The sequence below is a fragment of the Methylobacterium oryzae genome, from assembly GCF_036441375.1.
Taxonomy (GTDB): domain Bacteria; phylum Pseudomonadota; class Alphaproteobacteria; order Rhizobiales; family Beijerinckiaceae; genus Methylobacterium; species Methylobacterium oryzae_A.
In genome coordinates this window covers 917,825-931,826 of the sequence record NZ_MLCA01000001.1, presented here as the reverse complement: position 1 = coordinate 931,826, position 14,002 = coordinate 917,825, and the positions used below count along the sequence as shown (strand labels likewise).

Genomic DNA, 14,002 nt, shown 5'->3' with positions numbered 1-14,002 from the left:
CGGTTCCCCGTGGCTGCCGGCCCTTGGCCGCCCGCCGTCGCGTCCCTATGATCTCCGTCGTTCCCCGCCGTCTACAGCGGGCCGCCACGGGGAGTTCACGGATGCGCTTGGCCCGACGGATCCTGGTTGCGGTCGCGCTCGCGGCGCTGACCCTCGCTCCCACGGGCAGGGGCGCGCGGGCAGACGAGCCGGTCGTCGTATTCGCGGCCGCCAGCCTCAAGAACGCCCTCGACGACGCCGCCGCCGCCTGGACCAAGGCGACCGGCAAGACCGCGCGGATCTCGTATGCGGGCTCGAACGCCCTCGCCAAGCAGATCGAGGTGGGGGCGCCGGCGGACCTGTTCATCTCGGCCGACCTCGCCTGGATGGACTATGTCGACCGGGCCGGGCTTCTGAAGACCGGCTCGCGGATCGATCTCCTGCGCAACGCCCTGGTGCTGATCGCCACCGGGCCGAAGGACAGCGCCGCGGCCCCGCAGGTCGCCCTGGCGCCGAACCTCGGCACCACGCTGACGCGGATGCTCGGCGGCGGTCGGCTGGCGATGGCGACGCTCGACGCCGTTCCCGCCGGGAAGTACGGCAAGGCCGCCCTGGAGAAGCTCGGCGCCTGGGACGCCGTGAAGGGGCGGGTCGCTCAGGCCGAGAACGTGCGTGCCGCCCTCCTTCTCGTCGCGCGGGGCGAGGCGCCCCTCGGCATCGTCTACGCCACCGACGCGGCCGCGGACCCGAGCGTCCACGTGGTCGCGACCTTCCCGGCCGACAGCCACCCGCCGATCGTCTATCCGGCGGCCGTCAACAAGGAGTCGCGCAGCCCGGATGCCGGGGCGCTGCTCGGCTACCTGCGCGGCCCGGATGCCCGCGGCTTCTTCGAGCGCCAGGGCTTCACGGTGATCGCGCAGCCCGGCGCCAGTCAGTAGCGGCGCGCCGGACCCTTGCTCGGCGTCACGCCGGAGGAGTGGACCGCCGTCGGCCTGAGCCTTCGGGTGGCGACGGTGGCGACGCTCGCGAGCCTCGTGCCCGGCCTCGCCGTGGCGTGGCTTCTGGCCCGGCGCCGCTTTCCCGGCCGCGCCCTTCTGGACGGGCTGGTCCACCTGCCGCTGATCCTGCCTCCGGTCGTCACCGGCTACCTGCTGCTGCTGGCCTTCGGTCGGCGCGGTCCACTCGGCGCGCCCCTCGCCGAGATCGGGGTGGTCTTCTCCTTCCGCTGGACCGGCGCGGCGCTCGCCTGCGCGGTGATGGGCTTCCCGCTCATGGTGCGGGCGATGCGGCTGTCCATCGAGGCGGTGGACCGGCGCCTGGAGCAGGCGGCCGGGACGCTGGGCGCGCACCCCTTCGCGGTGTTCCTGACGATCACGCTGCCGCTCAGCCTGCCCGGATGCCTCGCGGGGGCCGTGCTGGCCTTCGCCAAGGCGATGGGGGAATTCGGCGCGACCATCACGTTCGTGTCGAACATTCCGGGTGAGACGCAGACACTGCCGTCGGCGATCTACACGCTGACGCAGGTTCCCGGCGGGGAGGGGCCGGCCCTGCGCCTCACCCTGATCTCGATCGCGCTGTCGGTCACGGCGCTCCTGGTCTCGGAATTCCTGGCGCGGCGGGCCGGACGACGGCTGGGGGCGGGCTGAATGGCGATCCATCCGAGCCGGCCCGCCCGTTCAGGCATACGCGTAGGGGCCGCCCTGCCGCAGCGCCCTCTGATAGGCCGGGCGCGCATGGATGCGCGCGAGCCAGTCCGTGACGCGCGGGCCGGCACCCGTGCCGCGCGCCGCGAAGGCCTCCAGCGGGAAGCTCATCAGGATGTCGGCCGCGGTGAAGTCGGCGCCGCAGAAATACGGACGGCCGGCGAGTTCAGCCTCCCAGAAGGCCGCGTGCCGGCGCAGGTCCGGATCGACGAAGCCCCGCAGCACCGTGTCGGCGATGCGGCGGACGAGGGGTCGCAGCGGCCACGGGCTGCTTGGCGCCAGCCGCCCGAAGACAAGCTTCAGCAGCAGCGGGGGCATCGCCGAGCCTTCGGCGTAGTGCGACCAGTAGATGTAGCGCCGCCGCTCTTCGGCCCCGGGTCCGGGTACCAGCCTCTCGCCGGCCAGACCCGTGAGATAGGCGACGATCGCGCCGGTCTCGGCGACCACCGTCTCGCCGTGGGTGATCACCGGCGCCTTGCCGAGCGGGTGCACGGCCACGAGTTCGGGCGGCGCGCGCAGGGTCCGGGGATCGCGGGCGTAGCGCGTCACGCGGTAGGGCAGCCCGAGTTCCTCCAGCAGCCAGAGCACGCGCTGCGAGCGGCTGTTCTCGAGGTGATGGACCGTGATCATCGTGGGCAAGTCCGGGCCGGCGCCGGGACGCGCCGGCGGCCCTGTTACCCGAGTCCCGCCGCGTGAGCATCCAGGTCGACGTCCAGCTCCGGCGCGGCGCTTTCACGCTCGAGGCCGTCTTCGAGGCCGGCCCGGGGCTCACCGCGCTGTTCGGACGCTCGGGCTCCGGGAAGACCACCCTGATCGACCTGCTCGCCGGCCTTGCACGGCCGGACCGCGGCCGGATCGTCGTCGGGGGCCACCCGTGGGTCGACACCGCGGCCGGGCTGATCCTGCCGCCGCATCGTCGACAGGTCGGCGTGGTGTTCCAGGACGCGCGGCTGTTCCCGCATCTCAGCGTCCGGACCAATCTCGGCTACGGCCGCGTCTTCGCCCGGCACCGCGCCGACCCGGGGGCCTTCGCGGCGGTGACGGGCATGCTCGGCATCGACCATCTCCTCGACCGGCGGCCCGCTGGCCTCTCGGGGGGCGAGCGCCAGCGCGTGGCGATCGGGCGGGCGCTGCTGGCCAAGCCGCGTCTCCTGCTCATGGACGAGCCCCTCGCGGCCCTGGACGAAACCCGCAAGGCCGAGATCCTCCCTTATATCGAGCGCCTGCGCGACGAGGTCGGCGTGCCGGTCATCTACGTGAGCCACGCGGTGTCCGAGGTGGCGCGGCTCGCAACGACCGTGATCGTGCTGGAATCCGGGCGCGTGGCCGCTGCCGGACCCGCGGAGACGATCCTGCGCCGGGCCGATCTCGTGCCGATCCACGAGGCCGAGGCCGGCGCGCTCCTCGACATGGTCGTGGAGGCGGTCGACGCCACCACGGGGCTGACGCGCCTGACGGGCGCCGCCGGGCAGCTGCTGGTGCCGGGCCTGTCGCGCCCGGCCGGGACGCGACTGCGGGTTCGGATTCCCGCCCGCGACGTTCTCGTCGCCACCGAACATCCCCGCGGTCTCAGCGCCCGCAACGTGCTGGCCGGCCGGATCTGCGGGCTGACTCCGGCGGGCGCCGAGACGGCGGTGGAGATCGACTGCAACGGCGCCCGTCTCGTCGCGCGGGTGACCGCCGCGGCCGTTCGCGAACTCGGCCTCGCGCCCGGGCGCGAGGTCCACGCCATCATCAAGAGCGCCTCCTTCGATCCGGCCGGGATCGGCCTGCTGCGGCCGCCGCGGGCGATCTGAGACTGCCGCGGTCGGGAGCGTCCGTCCTCCGACGTTGGCGAGCGGCGCGCCGCGGCGAGAGGCCGGGTCACACCCTGCCCTGGTCCCCGCCGGGAGGCCGTCTCGGAGGCTGCCTTCACGCCCTTTGGTTGTAATATCAGGAGTCAAAACAACCATTAGTTAGAAGATCGCCGCCACGATGGGTCGTGCAGTGGTTTTGCTGCGCGGGTCGCGGAGGGCGATGCGATGGGCATGCGGCGCTTGCGTCGGCGGAGGGCGCCCGGCGGATGGACCTGCCGTCGGGGCAGTTCCGCGGTGGAATTCGCCCTCGTGGCGCCCGTGCTGTTCCTGCTCTTCGCCGGGATCGCGGTGTTCGGGATCTGTCTCGGCGCCGCCCACAACCTCCGCCAGATCGCCGCCGAGGCGGCCCGCGCCTCCGTGGCCGGCGTGACCGATGCCGAGCGCGCCAACCTCGCCCAAACCATGGTGAATCGAAGCCTGAGCGCCGGCGCGATGTTCCGGCCCGGCAGCATCGTCGTGCAGGTCGGGCCGGATCCCGGCGATTCCACGGTGTACACCGTCACCGTCACCCTCGACGCCACGACGCTCGGCATCAACGTCTTCACGCGCCTCCTGCCGATGCTCCCGACCGTGTTGCGCAGCAGCGTCAGCGTCCGGAAGGGGGGCCTGTGACCGGCCTCGGAGCGCGCCGCCTGCGGCGCTTCGGATCCGCGCGCGGCGGCAACGTCGCGATCCTGGTGGCCCTCGGCAGCGCGATGCTGATGGGTGCCGGCGCGGTCGGGATCGATCTCGGCATGGTCTTCCAGGCACGGCGCAAGGCGCAGGGGGCGGTGGACATCGCGGCCATGCTGGCGGCCGTCGATCCGAGTCAGGCCGACCCGGTCGCGCGCCAGTCGCTCAGTGACAACGGCTACGGCGCGGCGACCGCCACGGTCGCGCCCGGCAGCTACGACGCGAGCGCCAGGGGCGTCGCGCCGGGCGGCCGGTTCAGCGCCGGCGGCAGCCCGGCGAACGCGGTGCGGGTGGGTCTCTCGACCTCAGTCCAGGTTACCTTCGGCCGCGCGATCGGCCTGCCCGCCGCGGTGCCGCTGCGGGTGACTGGAACCGCGGCGAGCGCGCAATTCGCCGCCTTCACGATCGGGTCGGGCACCCTCAAGCTCGAGGGCGGCATCGCCAATGCCCTGCTCGGCGCGCTCCTCGGGGCCAAGCTGTCGCTCAGCGTCAGCGACTACGATGCCCTCGCCGGCGCCCGCGTCGATGGGCTGCGCGTGCTCGACGCCCTCGGGACGAGCCTCAACATGCAGGCCGCGAACTACACCGACATCGTCCAGGCGAATGCCAGCATCGGTCAGGTGCTCATGGCGCTCCGGGTCGCCGCGCAGGACAACGGCAGCGTCGTCTCGGCCCTCTCGGGTATCCTCAACGCCCTCCCGAACGCCGGAAACCTCATCGCGATCGGGCAGGTGGACGGGCTCGGCGACGCCGCCGCGCTGGCGCCCCCGCGGGGCTTCGCCGGTCCCTCCCTCAACGTGCTGAACCTTCTTGGCGCCGCCGCGGCCTCGGCGAACGGCCAGAACCAAGTGGCGGTCGATCTCGGAGCGACGGTGCCGGGACTGCTCTCGACCCGCCTGACCCTGGCGATCGGCGAGCGCAAGCGCAGCTCGGGCTGGGTCCGGCCGGGCAGCCAGAATGCCACGGTGCAGACGGCGCAGACCCGGCTGCTGATCGAGACCACCATCACCGCGCCGCTCGGGCTCGGAACGCTCTCCCTCCCCGTCTACGCGGAGGTGGCACCGGCACAGGCGAGCCTGCGGTCGCTCAGCTGCACCGGGTCCGAAGGTCGCAAGGTCACGCTCGACGCGCGGACCGGACTGGCGACCCTGGCGGTCGCGCAGGTGCCGCGCACCGCGATCGCGGGAGGCAGCGCGAGTCCGGACCTGTCGCAGCCGGCGTCCCTGATCGCCCTGCCGCTGGTCACGGTCTCCGGGCGCGCCTTCGCGACGCTCGGCACCGGGTCGCAGACCCTCGTGTTCTCGGATGCGGATATCACCAATCACACGGTGCGCACGGTCGCCTCCGGCAGCCTGTCGCAGTCGCTCACCGGCAGCCTGCTGCGCAACCTCGTGCTGAGCATCAACGGCATCGGCGTGCCCCCGCTGCTGCAGTCGGCGCTGACGACGACCCTCGGCGCCGCGACGCCGGGGATCGACCTCGTGCTCGACACCGTCCTGCGCACCCTCGGCCTGCGTCCGGGCTACGCCGATCTCGACGTGGACGGAACCCTCTGCAACCAGGCCGTGCTGGTGCAGTGAGCCGGGCTGTCCGGCCCGGGGCGACGCAGGGCCCGCGCGGTCACCCGCGCTGTGCCGTTCCGTGGGCGCTCGCGCCGATCGTTGAGGCCTTGGCGATGCGCCGGCCTAGGTGCAGCAGCAGCATATCGATGAGGAGCCGAAGCTCGGAATCCGCTACACCCTCCAGGGCGTCGCGGCATTCGAGGGCGCGGTCCACCGCCTGGGTGAGCGCGTCCGCAGGCTCAACCGTCGAGCGCGTCGTCGGCGGCTCGTCGGTCACGTCGATGATGACGCCGTGCCCGAGGCGCCGGCTCGACGCGCCCGGCGGTATCCGGCCGCGCTCGAGGATCCGACGGATCTGACCGGTGGGCGACAGCGTCCGGTACTCGGCCGTGAACAGGCCGCCGCGCTCGCGCACCGCCTTGAACTGCCGCACCACGGCCGGCCGATCCTCGGGATGCACACAGGCCTTGGCGACCGCGAGCGGGAGGGGTCGCCCGGCGAGCCCGGGATCGCCGGCCAGCAGGTCGGCGGCGCCGGCATCGAGAGTCCACCCCTCGGCGCGCGGCGACCACGACCACGTGCCGACGATCCCGGACGCGTCGAGGGCGGCCGAGAGGTCGACCGGTTGAGGGCGGGGGCCCTGGATTGCGTCGGCAATCATGGGCGAACTCCAATTTCAGCGCGCACCATGCCCGCCTTCGTCGGAAATATACAACTGCTGATAGAATTAATGAGCGGTTAACTCAACTCGATGGCCCGTCACCGAGCACCGGCATTCCCTTGCGCGAATGGCAGGATCCGGATCCCTCGAAGGACGGACCGCGTCGATCCCGCCCGATATTAACCCGCTCAGGTTGTAATCGCGGCCGTGCCTCAGCCGAGCTGCGTGAGCAACGTGAAGGCGCCGAAAATCAGGACCGCTCCGACCGAGGCGGCGAGCAGGATGAGCGCCGCGCGCGATTCCCGCATCTCCGGTGACATGGCGCCCTCCCGTCTTGGCCCGCGTTGGCTCGCGGCCAGGTTCCGTCAGGATTCGCACCGATCGACCGACCTGTCGACGGCCGACCGGGCTCGCGCGGCGACATCGCCCGCCATCCGGAAAGCCCCGGACGGCGGGAACGACCCCGCGTCAGGCCGCCGTGCGGCGCTCCACCATCCGCGCCAGGAAGGCGCTGCCGATCGGGATGATCGAGTCGTCGAAGTTGTAGCCGGCATTGTGCAGGCCGGGTCCCGGATTGGCGCCGAGCCAGACATAGGCGCCGGGCACCGCCATGGTCATGTCGGCGAAGTCCTCGCTGCCCATCTTCGGCACGACGTTCGACTCGACCTTGTCGGCACCCAGCAGTTCGGTAGCGACCTCCGTGGCGGCGGCCGCCTGCGCGGGGGCGTTCTCCAGGACGGAGAACACGTCCTGCAGATCGACCGTCACCTCGGCACCGTAGGCCGCGCCGAAGCCCGCCGCCAGCTCGCGCATGCGGGTGCCTGCGAGCGTCCGGATCTCCTTGTCGAAGGTGCGGATCGTGCCGGCGAGATGGGCCGTCTCCGGGATCACGTTGTAGGCGGAGCCCGCCTCGATCCGGGTGATCGACAGGACGATGGACTTCAGCGGGTCGGCGTTGCGCGACACGATCGACTGCAGGGCCTGGGCGAGGCCTGTGGCGATGATGATCGGGTCGACGCCCCGGTGCGGCTGTGCCGCGTGGATGCCCTTGCCGCGGATGTGGATGTCGAAGAAGTCCGCCGCCGCCATGATCGGGCCGGGCCGCAGCTTGATCATGCCGTGGCCGCCGCCGGGCTGGTTGTGCAGGCCGTAGATCTCGTCGCACGGGAAGCGCTCGAACAGGCCGTCCTTCAGCATGGCCCGGGCGCCGCCGCGGCCCTCCTCGGCCGGCTGGAACACGAACACCGCGGTGCCGTCGAAATCGCGGGTCTCGGCGAGGTAGCGCGCCGCGCCGACCAGCATCGTCGTGTGGCCGTCATGGCCGCAGGCGTGCATCTTGCCCGCGTAGGTCGAGCGGTAGGGGAGGTTGGTCTCCTCTTCGATGGGCAGGGCGTCCATGTCGGCGCGCAGGCCGATGCGCTTGCCGTTGTCGGTGCGGCCCTTGAGCAGACCGACCACGCCGGTGCCGCCGACGCCGCGATGCACCTCGCAGCCGAACGTCTCGAGGAGGTCGGCGACGATGCCGGCGGTGCGCACCTCCTCGAAGCCGAGTTCCGGATGGGCGTGCAGATCGCGGCGCAGGGCCGTCAGCTCGTCGGCGTAGGTCTTGATGCGGTCGATCGGGCTCATGACTCGGAACTCTCGGGTGGGAACATGTTGTGGGACGAGGTTTCGGACGGCGTCGCGCCCTCGCGGGCGTCGCCCGCGTCCGCGCGCCGGAACGGCGTCAGCGTGTCGAGGACATCGACTGCCTCGGCGACGTGGGCGCGCTCCCGCTGCAAGTAATCGGCCACGGCGCGGCGCAGCGCCGGGTCGGCGATGTCGTGGGCCGAGTGCATCAGGACCGGCCGGTAGCCGCGGGCGAGCTTGTGCTCGCCCTGGGCGCCCGCCTCGACCCGCTTCAGGCCCCGGGCGATCGCGAAATCGATCGCTTGGTAGTAGCAGATCTCGAAATGCAGGAAGGGATGGTCCTCGATGCAACCCCAGTTGCGCCCGTAGAGCGCGGTGTCGCCGATCAGGTTGATGGCGCCGGCGATGTAGGCGCCCCCGCGCCTGGCCATCACGAGCAGCACTCTGTCGGCCATGCGCTCGGACAGGAGCGAGAAGAACCGGCGGTTGAGGTAGGGCCGTCCCCACTTCCGGGAGCCGGTGTCCATGTAGAAGTCGTAGAACGCGTCCCAGTGGGCCTCGGTGATGTCCGTGCCGGTCAGGTGCTCCACGGTGATGCCGGGCGCGAGCGCGTCGCGGCGCTCCTTGCGGATGGTCTTGCGCTTGCGCGAGGCGAGGGCGGACAGGAACTCGTCGAAGCTCGCGTAGCCGTCGTTCTGCCAGTGAAACTGCTGGTCGGTGCGCTGCAGGAACCCGGCCGCGCCGGCCCGCTCCCACTCCGCCTCCCGCATGAAGGTGACATGGATCGAGGAGGCCTTGGTCTCGCCCCGCAGCGCTCGGAGACCCGCGACGAGGCCGGCCGTAGCCTCGTCCGGATCGGCCCCCGGGGCGATCAGGAAGCGCGGCCCGGTCACCGGGCTGAACGGCACGCTGACCTGGAGCTTGGGGTAATAGGCGCCGCCGGCCCGCTCGTAGGCGTCGGCCCAGCCGTGGTCGAAGACGTACTCGCCCTGGCTGTGCGATTTCAGGTAGCAGGGCGCCACGCCGAGGCGCACGCCGTCGCGCTCGACCGAGACGTGGAGCGGCAGCCAGCCGGTCCTGCGCGAGACGCAGCCCGAATCCTCCAACGCCGACAGGAAAGCGTGCGACACGAAGGGGTTGTGGGTCTCGTCGCCCGCCGCCAGGGTCTCAGACGAGAAGGCGCAGGCATCCCATTCCGCCGCGCCGATCTCCTTCAGGCCGGGAAGCGCCCGCACGGTCAGTGCGGCGGTCTCCGGCGTCGGCCCGGGTGCTTGCTTCATGGGCCAGAGTCTAGCCCGTGCCCGGCCGGGAGCAAGCGGGCGGATGCGCACGGCGACCATGGCAGCGTTGTCAGGCAGCCGCCGACGTCACACCATTCGCGCGCTGGAGCCGCCGTCCCGGCGGCCGCGCTTCCTCCGCGGTGACACGGTGCGCACAAACGGCCGCGGTGGCCGGAGGGAACCACCCCTTCTCAGCGACCACTCGCCGAGCCAAGCGACGCAGGACACGTCGTCCGGCTTGCAGTCGAGATATGTCTTCAGGACCTTGGTCCGCGCGTCGGTGAGGCCCTTCGGGCAGCCATTGAACTCAATCGCGTAGGCCGCGAGCTGCCGTCGAGGACCAGGGTCTCGAGGAGGCGGGTCGCGTGTCGGTACGACAGCCAGGCCTTCCGGGCTCCCCGCAGGTCGTCATCGTCTTCGGACCAGCCCTCTTCATCGACTGACGGCATTCAGCGCCGTGTCAACGGCCCGGTCATCGGCGCCCGCGCGAGCGTTGAGGTCTGCCTGGGTCCTGCCCTCACACGGTTCGGTCGCCGCCGCGGACGCCGGGGAGAACGGGATCGCGGCAAGGGCGAGGCCCCGCCGAGCCGCACGACCCGTGCGCGCGCGTCACTAGTAACGGGCATGGCAGTCTTCGTCGGGCCGTATCGAGTGAGTGTAGGAAATTTACGGCACGAATCCCTCGAACACCATCTGATCCGCGTGCGCGGTGGCGCGGGCACGCTGCTCCTCCGTCCGCACCGTCCAAGTCATCACCGGGATCCGTCCCAGCATCCGGCAGAGATAGGTCGGCGCGCAGGGCAGGTCGTCCACCCGCCAGGACAGGAAGTCGGGCCGCGTCTCGGCGAGGTGCAACAGGTCGGACAGCGATCGGCGGAGCGAGGGGGTCAGGGCCGCGTAGGCCGGGTCGTCCTGCGTCGTCTCCGCCACGATGCCCCGCGGTACCGTGGCCGGGCAGTGGTCGCGAAGGGCCGCGACCACCTGCGGGTCGAAGGATTTCAGCGCCACCGGGCCGGCATAGCCCGCGGCGACTTCGGCCGCGCGAGTCGCGAGCCGCAGGTCGCCGTCGTAGCGGGACTTCACCTCGATCACCACCGGCACCGCGCCGGCCACCGCTGCCAGGAAGGCCGGCAGCGTCGGGATCGTCTCCGCCGATCCCGCGATAGCGAGGGCCCCGAGCTCGGCAGCCGACCGCTCGGCCAGAGCCGCGCTCGTCCCGGTCAGGCGCCCGAGGGCGGCGTCGTGGAAGACCATCGCCTCGCCGTCGGCACTGAGCTGGACGTCGCACTCGATGGCGAAGCCGCCCGCGACCGCCGCCCGAGCCGCCGCCAGCGTGTTCTCCGGCCGGCCCGCCGCGCGGTCGTGCAGGCCGCGATGGGCGATCGGCCGCGCGGTGAGCCAGTCGGGGGCGGCCACGGTCAGCGAACCTCGAACATCGCCTCGACCTCGACGGCGGCGTCGAGCGGCAGCTCGGACACGCCGACGGTGGAGCGGGCGTGGCGGCCGCGATCGCCGAGGAGCTCGACCATCAGGTCGGAGGCGCCGTTCATGACGCCGGCCACGGCCGAAAAGCCCGGCGCCGCGTTGATGAAGCCGCCGAGCCGCACGCACTGGACCACCGCGCGGTCGAGGTCGCCCACCGCCGCCTCCAGCTGGGCGAGGACGTTGAGGGCGCAGAGGCGGGCGGCAGCCTTGCCGGCCTCCGCCGACACGTTGCCGCCGACCTTGCCCTTGTGCTCGTCCGCGATGGCGCCGTCCGCGCCGAAGCAGACCTGGCCCGAGATGACCACGAGGCTGCCGGTGCGCACGAACGGCACGTAGTTGGCGACCGGCGCCGCCGCCTTCGGCAGGGTCAGGCCCAGCGCCTCCAGGCGTTCCTTGATCGTGCTCATCGGGTTCTCCCTGGTTCCTGCGAATCCGCGGGAGCAGGAGCACGGCCGCCCCCCGCGGCGCAAGGGCCGCGCGCCGCGAAGGTCGGGATCGCGGCCTCGGCGATCGGTCCCGCCGGCGACCTTCCGGCCCCGTACGGCTGGCGCGATTCGCCACCGGCCCGCGGCGAGGCCGCCGCAGATTTGCCGTCGGGATCTGCTCCACCGGTGCCGCGTGCAGGCCTGCCGCGCGGGTCAGCCGGCGCTGAAACGTTGACAGGGGCCGGCTCTTTCATAGTAATCGCGCGCGTGCCGCCCAGGACTGAGGCGGCACTTTCATTTGGAGCCGGCTCAACGCTTGCTCCGGGATCCTGCTTGAAACGGAGATGGGACCCGTGACGTCAGCCCTTCTGCCGACCTACGTCCGCGCGCCGCTCGCCTTCGAGCGCGGCGAGGGCGCCTGGCTCGTGACGGAGGGCGGGGAGCGATATCTCGACTTCGGCGCCGGCATCGCGGTGAACGGGCTCGGCCACGCGCACCCGCACCTCGTCGGCGCTCTGACCGAGCAGGCCGGCAAGATCTGGCACACCTCGAACCTGTTCCAGATCCCGGGCGGCGAGCGCCTCGGGCAGCGCCTCGTCGACGCGACCTTCGCGGACGTGGTGTTCTTCTGCAACTCGGGTGCGGAGGCGAACGAGGCGGCGATCAAGATCGCCCGCAAGTACCACGCGGCCGGCGGTCAGCCGGAGCGCTACCGGATCGTGACCTTCGCGGGCGCCTTCCACGGGCGGACGCTCGCGACCCTCGCGGCCGGCGGCCAGCAGAAGTACATCGAGGGCTTTGGGCCGAAGGTCGAGGGCTTCGACCAGGTCCCGGCCGGCGACTGGGCGGCGCTGGAGGCGGTGATCGGGCCGGAGACGGCGGCGCTGATGATCGAGCCGATCCAGGGCGAGGGCGGCGTGCGGGAGATTCCCCACGCGGACCTGCGCCGGCTGCGCGAGATCTGCGACGCCAACGGCCTCCTGCTGATCATGGACGAGGTCCAGACCGGCGTCGGCCGCACCGGCCGGCTGTTCGCGCACGAATGGTCCGGCATCACCCCGGACATCATGAGCGTCGCCAAGGGCATCGGCGGCGGATTCCCGCTGGGCGCGTGCCTCGCGACCCGTGAGGCCGCCCGCGGCATGACCGCCGGCACGCACGGCACCACCTTCGGTGGCAACCCGCTCGCGATGGCGGTGGGCAACGCCGTGCTGGACGTGGTGCTGGAGGACGGATTCCTCGAGCGCGTCGCCCGCTCCGGCCTGCTGCTCAAGCAGAAGCTCGCGGCCCTGCGCGACCGCCACCCGCACGTCATCCAGGAGATCCGCGGCGAGGGGCTGATGCTCGGCCTCAAGCTCGGCGTCCCCAACACCGACTTCGCCGCCGCCGCGCGCGACGCCCATCTGCTGGTGATCCCGGCGGGCGACAACATCGTCCGCCTGCTGCCGCCCCTGACGATCGGCGAGGCCGAGATCGACGAGGCGGTCCGCCGCCTGGACACGGCGGCGTCCGGCTTCGAGGCCGTGCGCGGCGCGGCCGAGTAAAATCGATCCACGAGTTTGAGAACACCGCCGTCCGGACCCCGGAGGGCGGCCCGAAGCATTTCCGGGCGCGGTCGATCCCGCCGCGCGTGACGGAGATGCCCCTGCCAGGAGGTAGAGTGCGGTTCATGATCAGGTGATCGTTGAGCAGACTCTAGTTATTGTGACGCGATGAAAGCCCAGATTGACGGCCGGGCACAGGCCCCGGCCAAGCACCTGAACGGTGCCGGCCCTCGCCATTTCCTCGATCTCAAGGATTTCTCCGGGGCGGAGCTGCGCCGGGTCCTCGATGCCAGCGCCGCCATCAAGGCGCGCCGCCGCAAGGGCGAGCTGGCCGCCGAGCGCCCGCTCACCGGCAAGACCCTCGCCATGGTGTTCGACCGGCCCTCGACCCGCACCCGCGTGTCCTTCGACGTGGCGATGCGCGAGCTCGGCGGCGAGACCCTGATGCTCACCGGCTCCGAGATGCAGCTCGGCCGCGGCGAGACCATCGGCGATACCGCGCAGGTGCTCTCGCGCTTCGTCGACGCGATCATGATCCGCATCCTCGACCACGGTCAGATGCTGGAGCTGGCCGAGTACGCCACCGTCCCGGTGATCAACGCCCTGACCAAGGTCTCGCACCCGTGCCAGATCATGGCCGACGTGCTGACCTTCGAGGAGCATCGCGGGCCGATCCGGGGCCGCAAGGTCGCGTGGTCGGGCGACGCGAACAACGTGCTGGCGAGCTGGGTCCACGCGGCCGCGCGCCTCGACTTCACGCTGAACATCGCGAGCCCGCCGGAACTCGCGCCGCCGCCGGCACTCCTCGCCTGGGCGCAGCAGGAAGGTGCCGACATCCACGTCACCACCGACGCCTTCGCGGCGGTGGACGGTGTCGATGCCGTGGTCACCGACTGCTGGGTGTCGATGGGCGACGACGACGAGGCGCACCGGCACAACCTGCTCAGCCCCTATCAGGTCAATGACAAGCTGATGGCGGCGGCGGATCCGGGCGCGATCTTCATGCACTGCCTCCCCGCCCACCGCGGCGAGGAAGTGACGGCCGAGGTGATGGACGGCCCGCGCTCCGTGGTGTTCGACGAGGCCGAGAACCGTCTGCACGCGCAGAAGGGCATCCTGGCCTGGTGCCTGGGCGCCAACGGACTCTGACGTCGCGGTCACGTCCGGCCTCGCGCTGGCGGGGTCGGCGCACCATATGGGCTTGAG

General features: G+C 71.8%; 13 protein-coding genes. 7 read left to right on the top strand and 6 right to left on the bottom strand.

Annotated features, from left to right (window positions below):
* Positions 1-101 precede the first annotated feature (101 nt).
* Together modA and modB are read left to right on the top strand one after the other, a co-directional pair.
* Positions 102-917, top strand: a complete 816-nt coding sequence (gene modA, locus MOTC310_RS04485) for a molybdate ABC transporter substrate-binding protein (RefSeq protein ID WP_331300924.1) — start codon at positions 102-104, stop codon at positions 915-917.
* Positions 918-932: 15 nt separating this feature from the next.
* Positions 933-1,625, top strand: coding sequence for a molybdate ABC transporter permease subunit (modB, locus tag MOTC310_RS04480; protein WP_331300923.1), 693 nt, complete (start codon positions 933-935; stop codon positions 1,623-1,625).
* Positions 1,626-1,655: 30 nt separating this feature from the next.
* Here the strand turns inward: modB and MOTC310_RS04475 are convergent, their stop codons facing one another.
* Positions 1,656-2,312, bottom strand: coding sequence for a glutathione S-transferase (locus tag MOTC310_RS04475; RefSeq protein WP_331300922.1), 657 nt, complete (start codon positions 2,310-2,312; stop codon positions 1,656-1,658).
* Between the two features lie 62 nt (positions 2,313-2,374).
* Here MOTC310_RS04475 and modC point away from each other — a divergent pair, with 62 nt between their 5' ends.
* From modC to MOTC310_RS04460, 3 genes are all read left to right on the top strand, one after another.
* A complete protein-coding gene (gene modC / locus MOTC310_RS04470; RefSeq protein ID WP_331300921.1) occupies positions 2,375-3,478 on the top strand; it encodes a molybdenum ABC transporter ATP-binding protein in 1,104 nt (367 codons plus the stop codon).
* A 294-nt stretch (positions 3,479-3,772) separates the two neighbouring features.
* The gene (locus MOTC310_RS04465; RefSeq protein WP_331289860.1) at positions 3,773-4,150 is read left to right on the top strand and encodes a TadE family protein; all 378 of its coding nucleotides are present in this window, start codon (positions 3,773-3,775) and stop codon (positions 4,148-4,150) included.
* Complete coding sequence (locus MOTC310_RS04460; RefSeq protein ID WP_331300920.1) at positions 4,147-5,790, top strand: TadG family pilus assembly protein; 1,644 nt, start codon at positions 4,147-4,149, stop codon at positions 5,788-5,790. Before MOTC310_RS04465 ends, MOTC310_RS04460 begins: the two co-directional genes overlap by 4 nt.
* A 40-nt stretch (positions 5,791-5,830) precedes the next feature.
* Here the strand turns inward: MOTC310_RS04460 and MOTC310_RS04455 are convergent, their stop codons facing one another.
* The 5 genes from MOTC310_RS04455 to MOTC310_RS04435 all read right to left on the bottom strand — a co-directional run bounded on the left by MOTC310_RS04455 (position 5,831) and on the right by MOTC310_RS04435 (position 11,234).
* Entirely contained in the window at positions 5,831-6,433 is a 603-nt protein-coding gene (locus MOTC310_RS04455; RefSeq protein WP_331289858.1) for a PAS domain-containing protein, read from the bottom strand.
* A 468-nt stretch (positions 6,434-6,901) separates the two neighbouring features.
* On the bottom strand, positions 6,902-8,062 hold the full coding sequence (locus MOTC310_RS04450) for a M20 aminoacylase family protein (protein ID WP_331300919.1): 1,161 nt from the start codon (positions 8,060-8,062) through the stop codon (positions 6,902-6,904).
* Positions 8,059-9,342 (bottom strand): GNAT family N-acetyltransferase, encoded by a 1,284-nt coding sequence (locus tag MOTC310_RS04445; RefSeq protein WP_331300918.1) that lies wholly within the window; start codon positions 9,340-9,342, stop codon positions 8,059-8,061. The genes MOTC310_RS04450 and MOTC310_RS04445 overlap by 4 nt, the downstream gene beginning before the upstream one ends.
* 666 nt (positions 9,343-10,008) lie before the next feature.
* The gene (locus MOTC310_RS04440) at positions 10,009-10,758 is read right to left on the bottom strand and encodes a glycerophosphodiester phosphodiesterase family protein (protein WP_331300917.1); all 750 of its coding nucleotides are present in this window, start codon (positions 10,756-10,758) and stop codon (positions 10,009-10,011) included.
* Positions 10,759-10,760: 2 nt separating this feature from the next.
* Complete coding sequence (locus MOTC310_RS04435; RefSeq protein ID WP_331289854.1) at positions 10,761-11,234, bottom strand: RidA family protein; 474 nt, start codon at positions 11,232-11,234, stop codon at positions 10,761-10,763.
* Positions 11,235-11,605: 371 nt separating this feature from the next.
* On the opposite strand from MOTC310_RS04435, the gene MOTC310_RS04430 reads away from it, so the two are divergent.
* Both MOTC310_RS04430 and argF read left to right on the top strand, forming a co-directional pair.
* Positions 11,606-12,796, top strand: coding sequence for an aspartate aminotransferase family protein (locus tag MOTC310_RS04430; protein WP_331300916.1), 1,191 nt, complete (start codon positions 11,606-11,608; stop codon positions 12,794-12,796).
* A 168-nt stretch (positions 12,797-12,964) separates the two neighbouring features.
* The gene (gene argF, locus MOTC310_RS04425) at positions 12,965-13,945 is read left to right on the top strand and encodes an ornithine carbamoyltransferase (RefSeq protein ID WP_331300915.1); all 981 of its coding nucleotides are present in this window, start codon (positions 12,965-12,967) and stop codon (positions 13,943-13,945) included.
* The last annotated feature ends 57 nt before the right edge of the window (positions 13,946-14,002 follow it).

Coding starts and splice junctions, on each gene's coding strand:
- MOTC310_RS04475 (WP_331300922.1), bottom strand. CDS start 2,312: ATGATCACGGTCCATCACCTCGAGAACAGCCGCTCGCAGCGCGTGCTC.
- argF (WP_331300915.1), top strand. CDS start 12,965: ATGAAAGCCCAGATTGACGGCCGGGCACAGGCCCCGGCCAAGCACCTG.
- MOTC310_RS04450 (WP_331300919.1), bottom strand. CDS start 8,062: ATGAGCCCGATCGACCGCATCAAGACCTACGCCGACGAGCTGACGGCC.
- MOTC310_RS04445 (WP_331300918.1), bottom strand. CDS start 9,342: ATGAAGCAAGCACCCGGGCCGACGCCGGAGACCGCCGCACTGACCGTG.
- MOTC310_RS04435 (WP_331289854.1), bottom strand. CDS start 11,234: ATGAGCACGATCAAGGAACGCCTGGAGGCGCTGGGCCTGACCCTGCCG.
- modA (WP_331300924.1), top strand. CDS start 102: ATGCGCTTGGCCCGACGGATCCTGGTTGCGGTCGCGCTCGCGGCGCTG.
- MOTC310_RS04455 (WP_331289858.1), bottom strand. CDS start 6,433: ATGATTGCCGACGCAATCCAGGGCCCCCGCCCTCAACCGGTCGACCTC.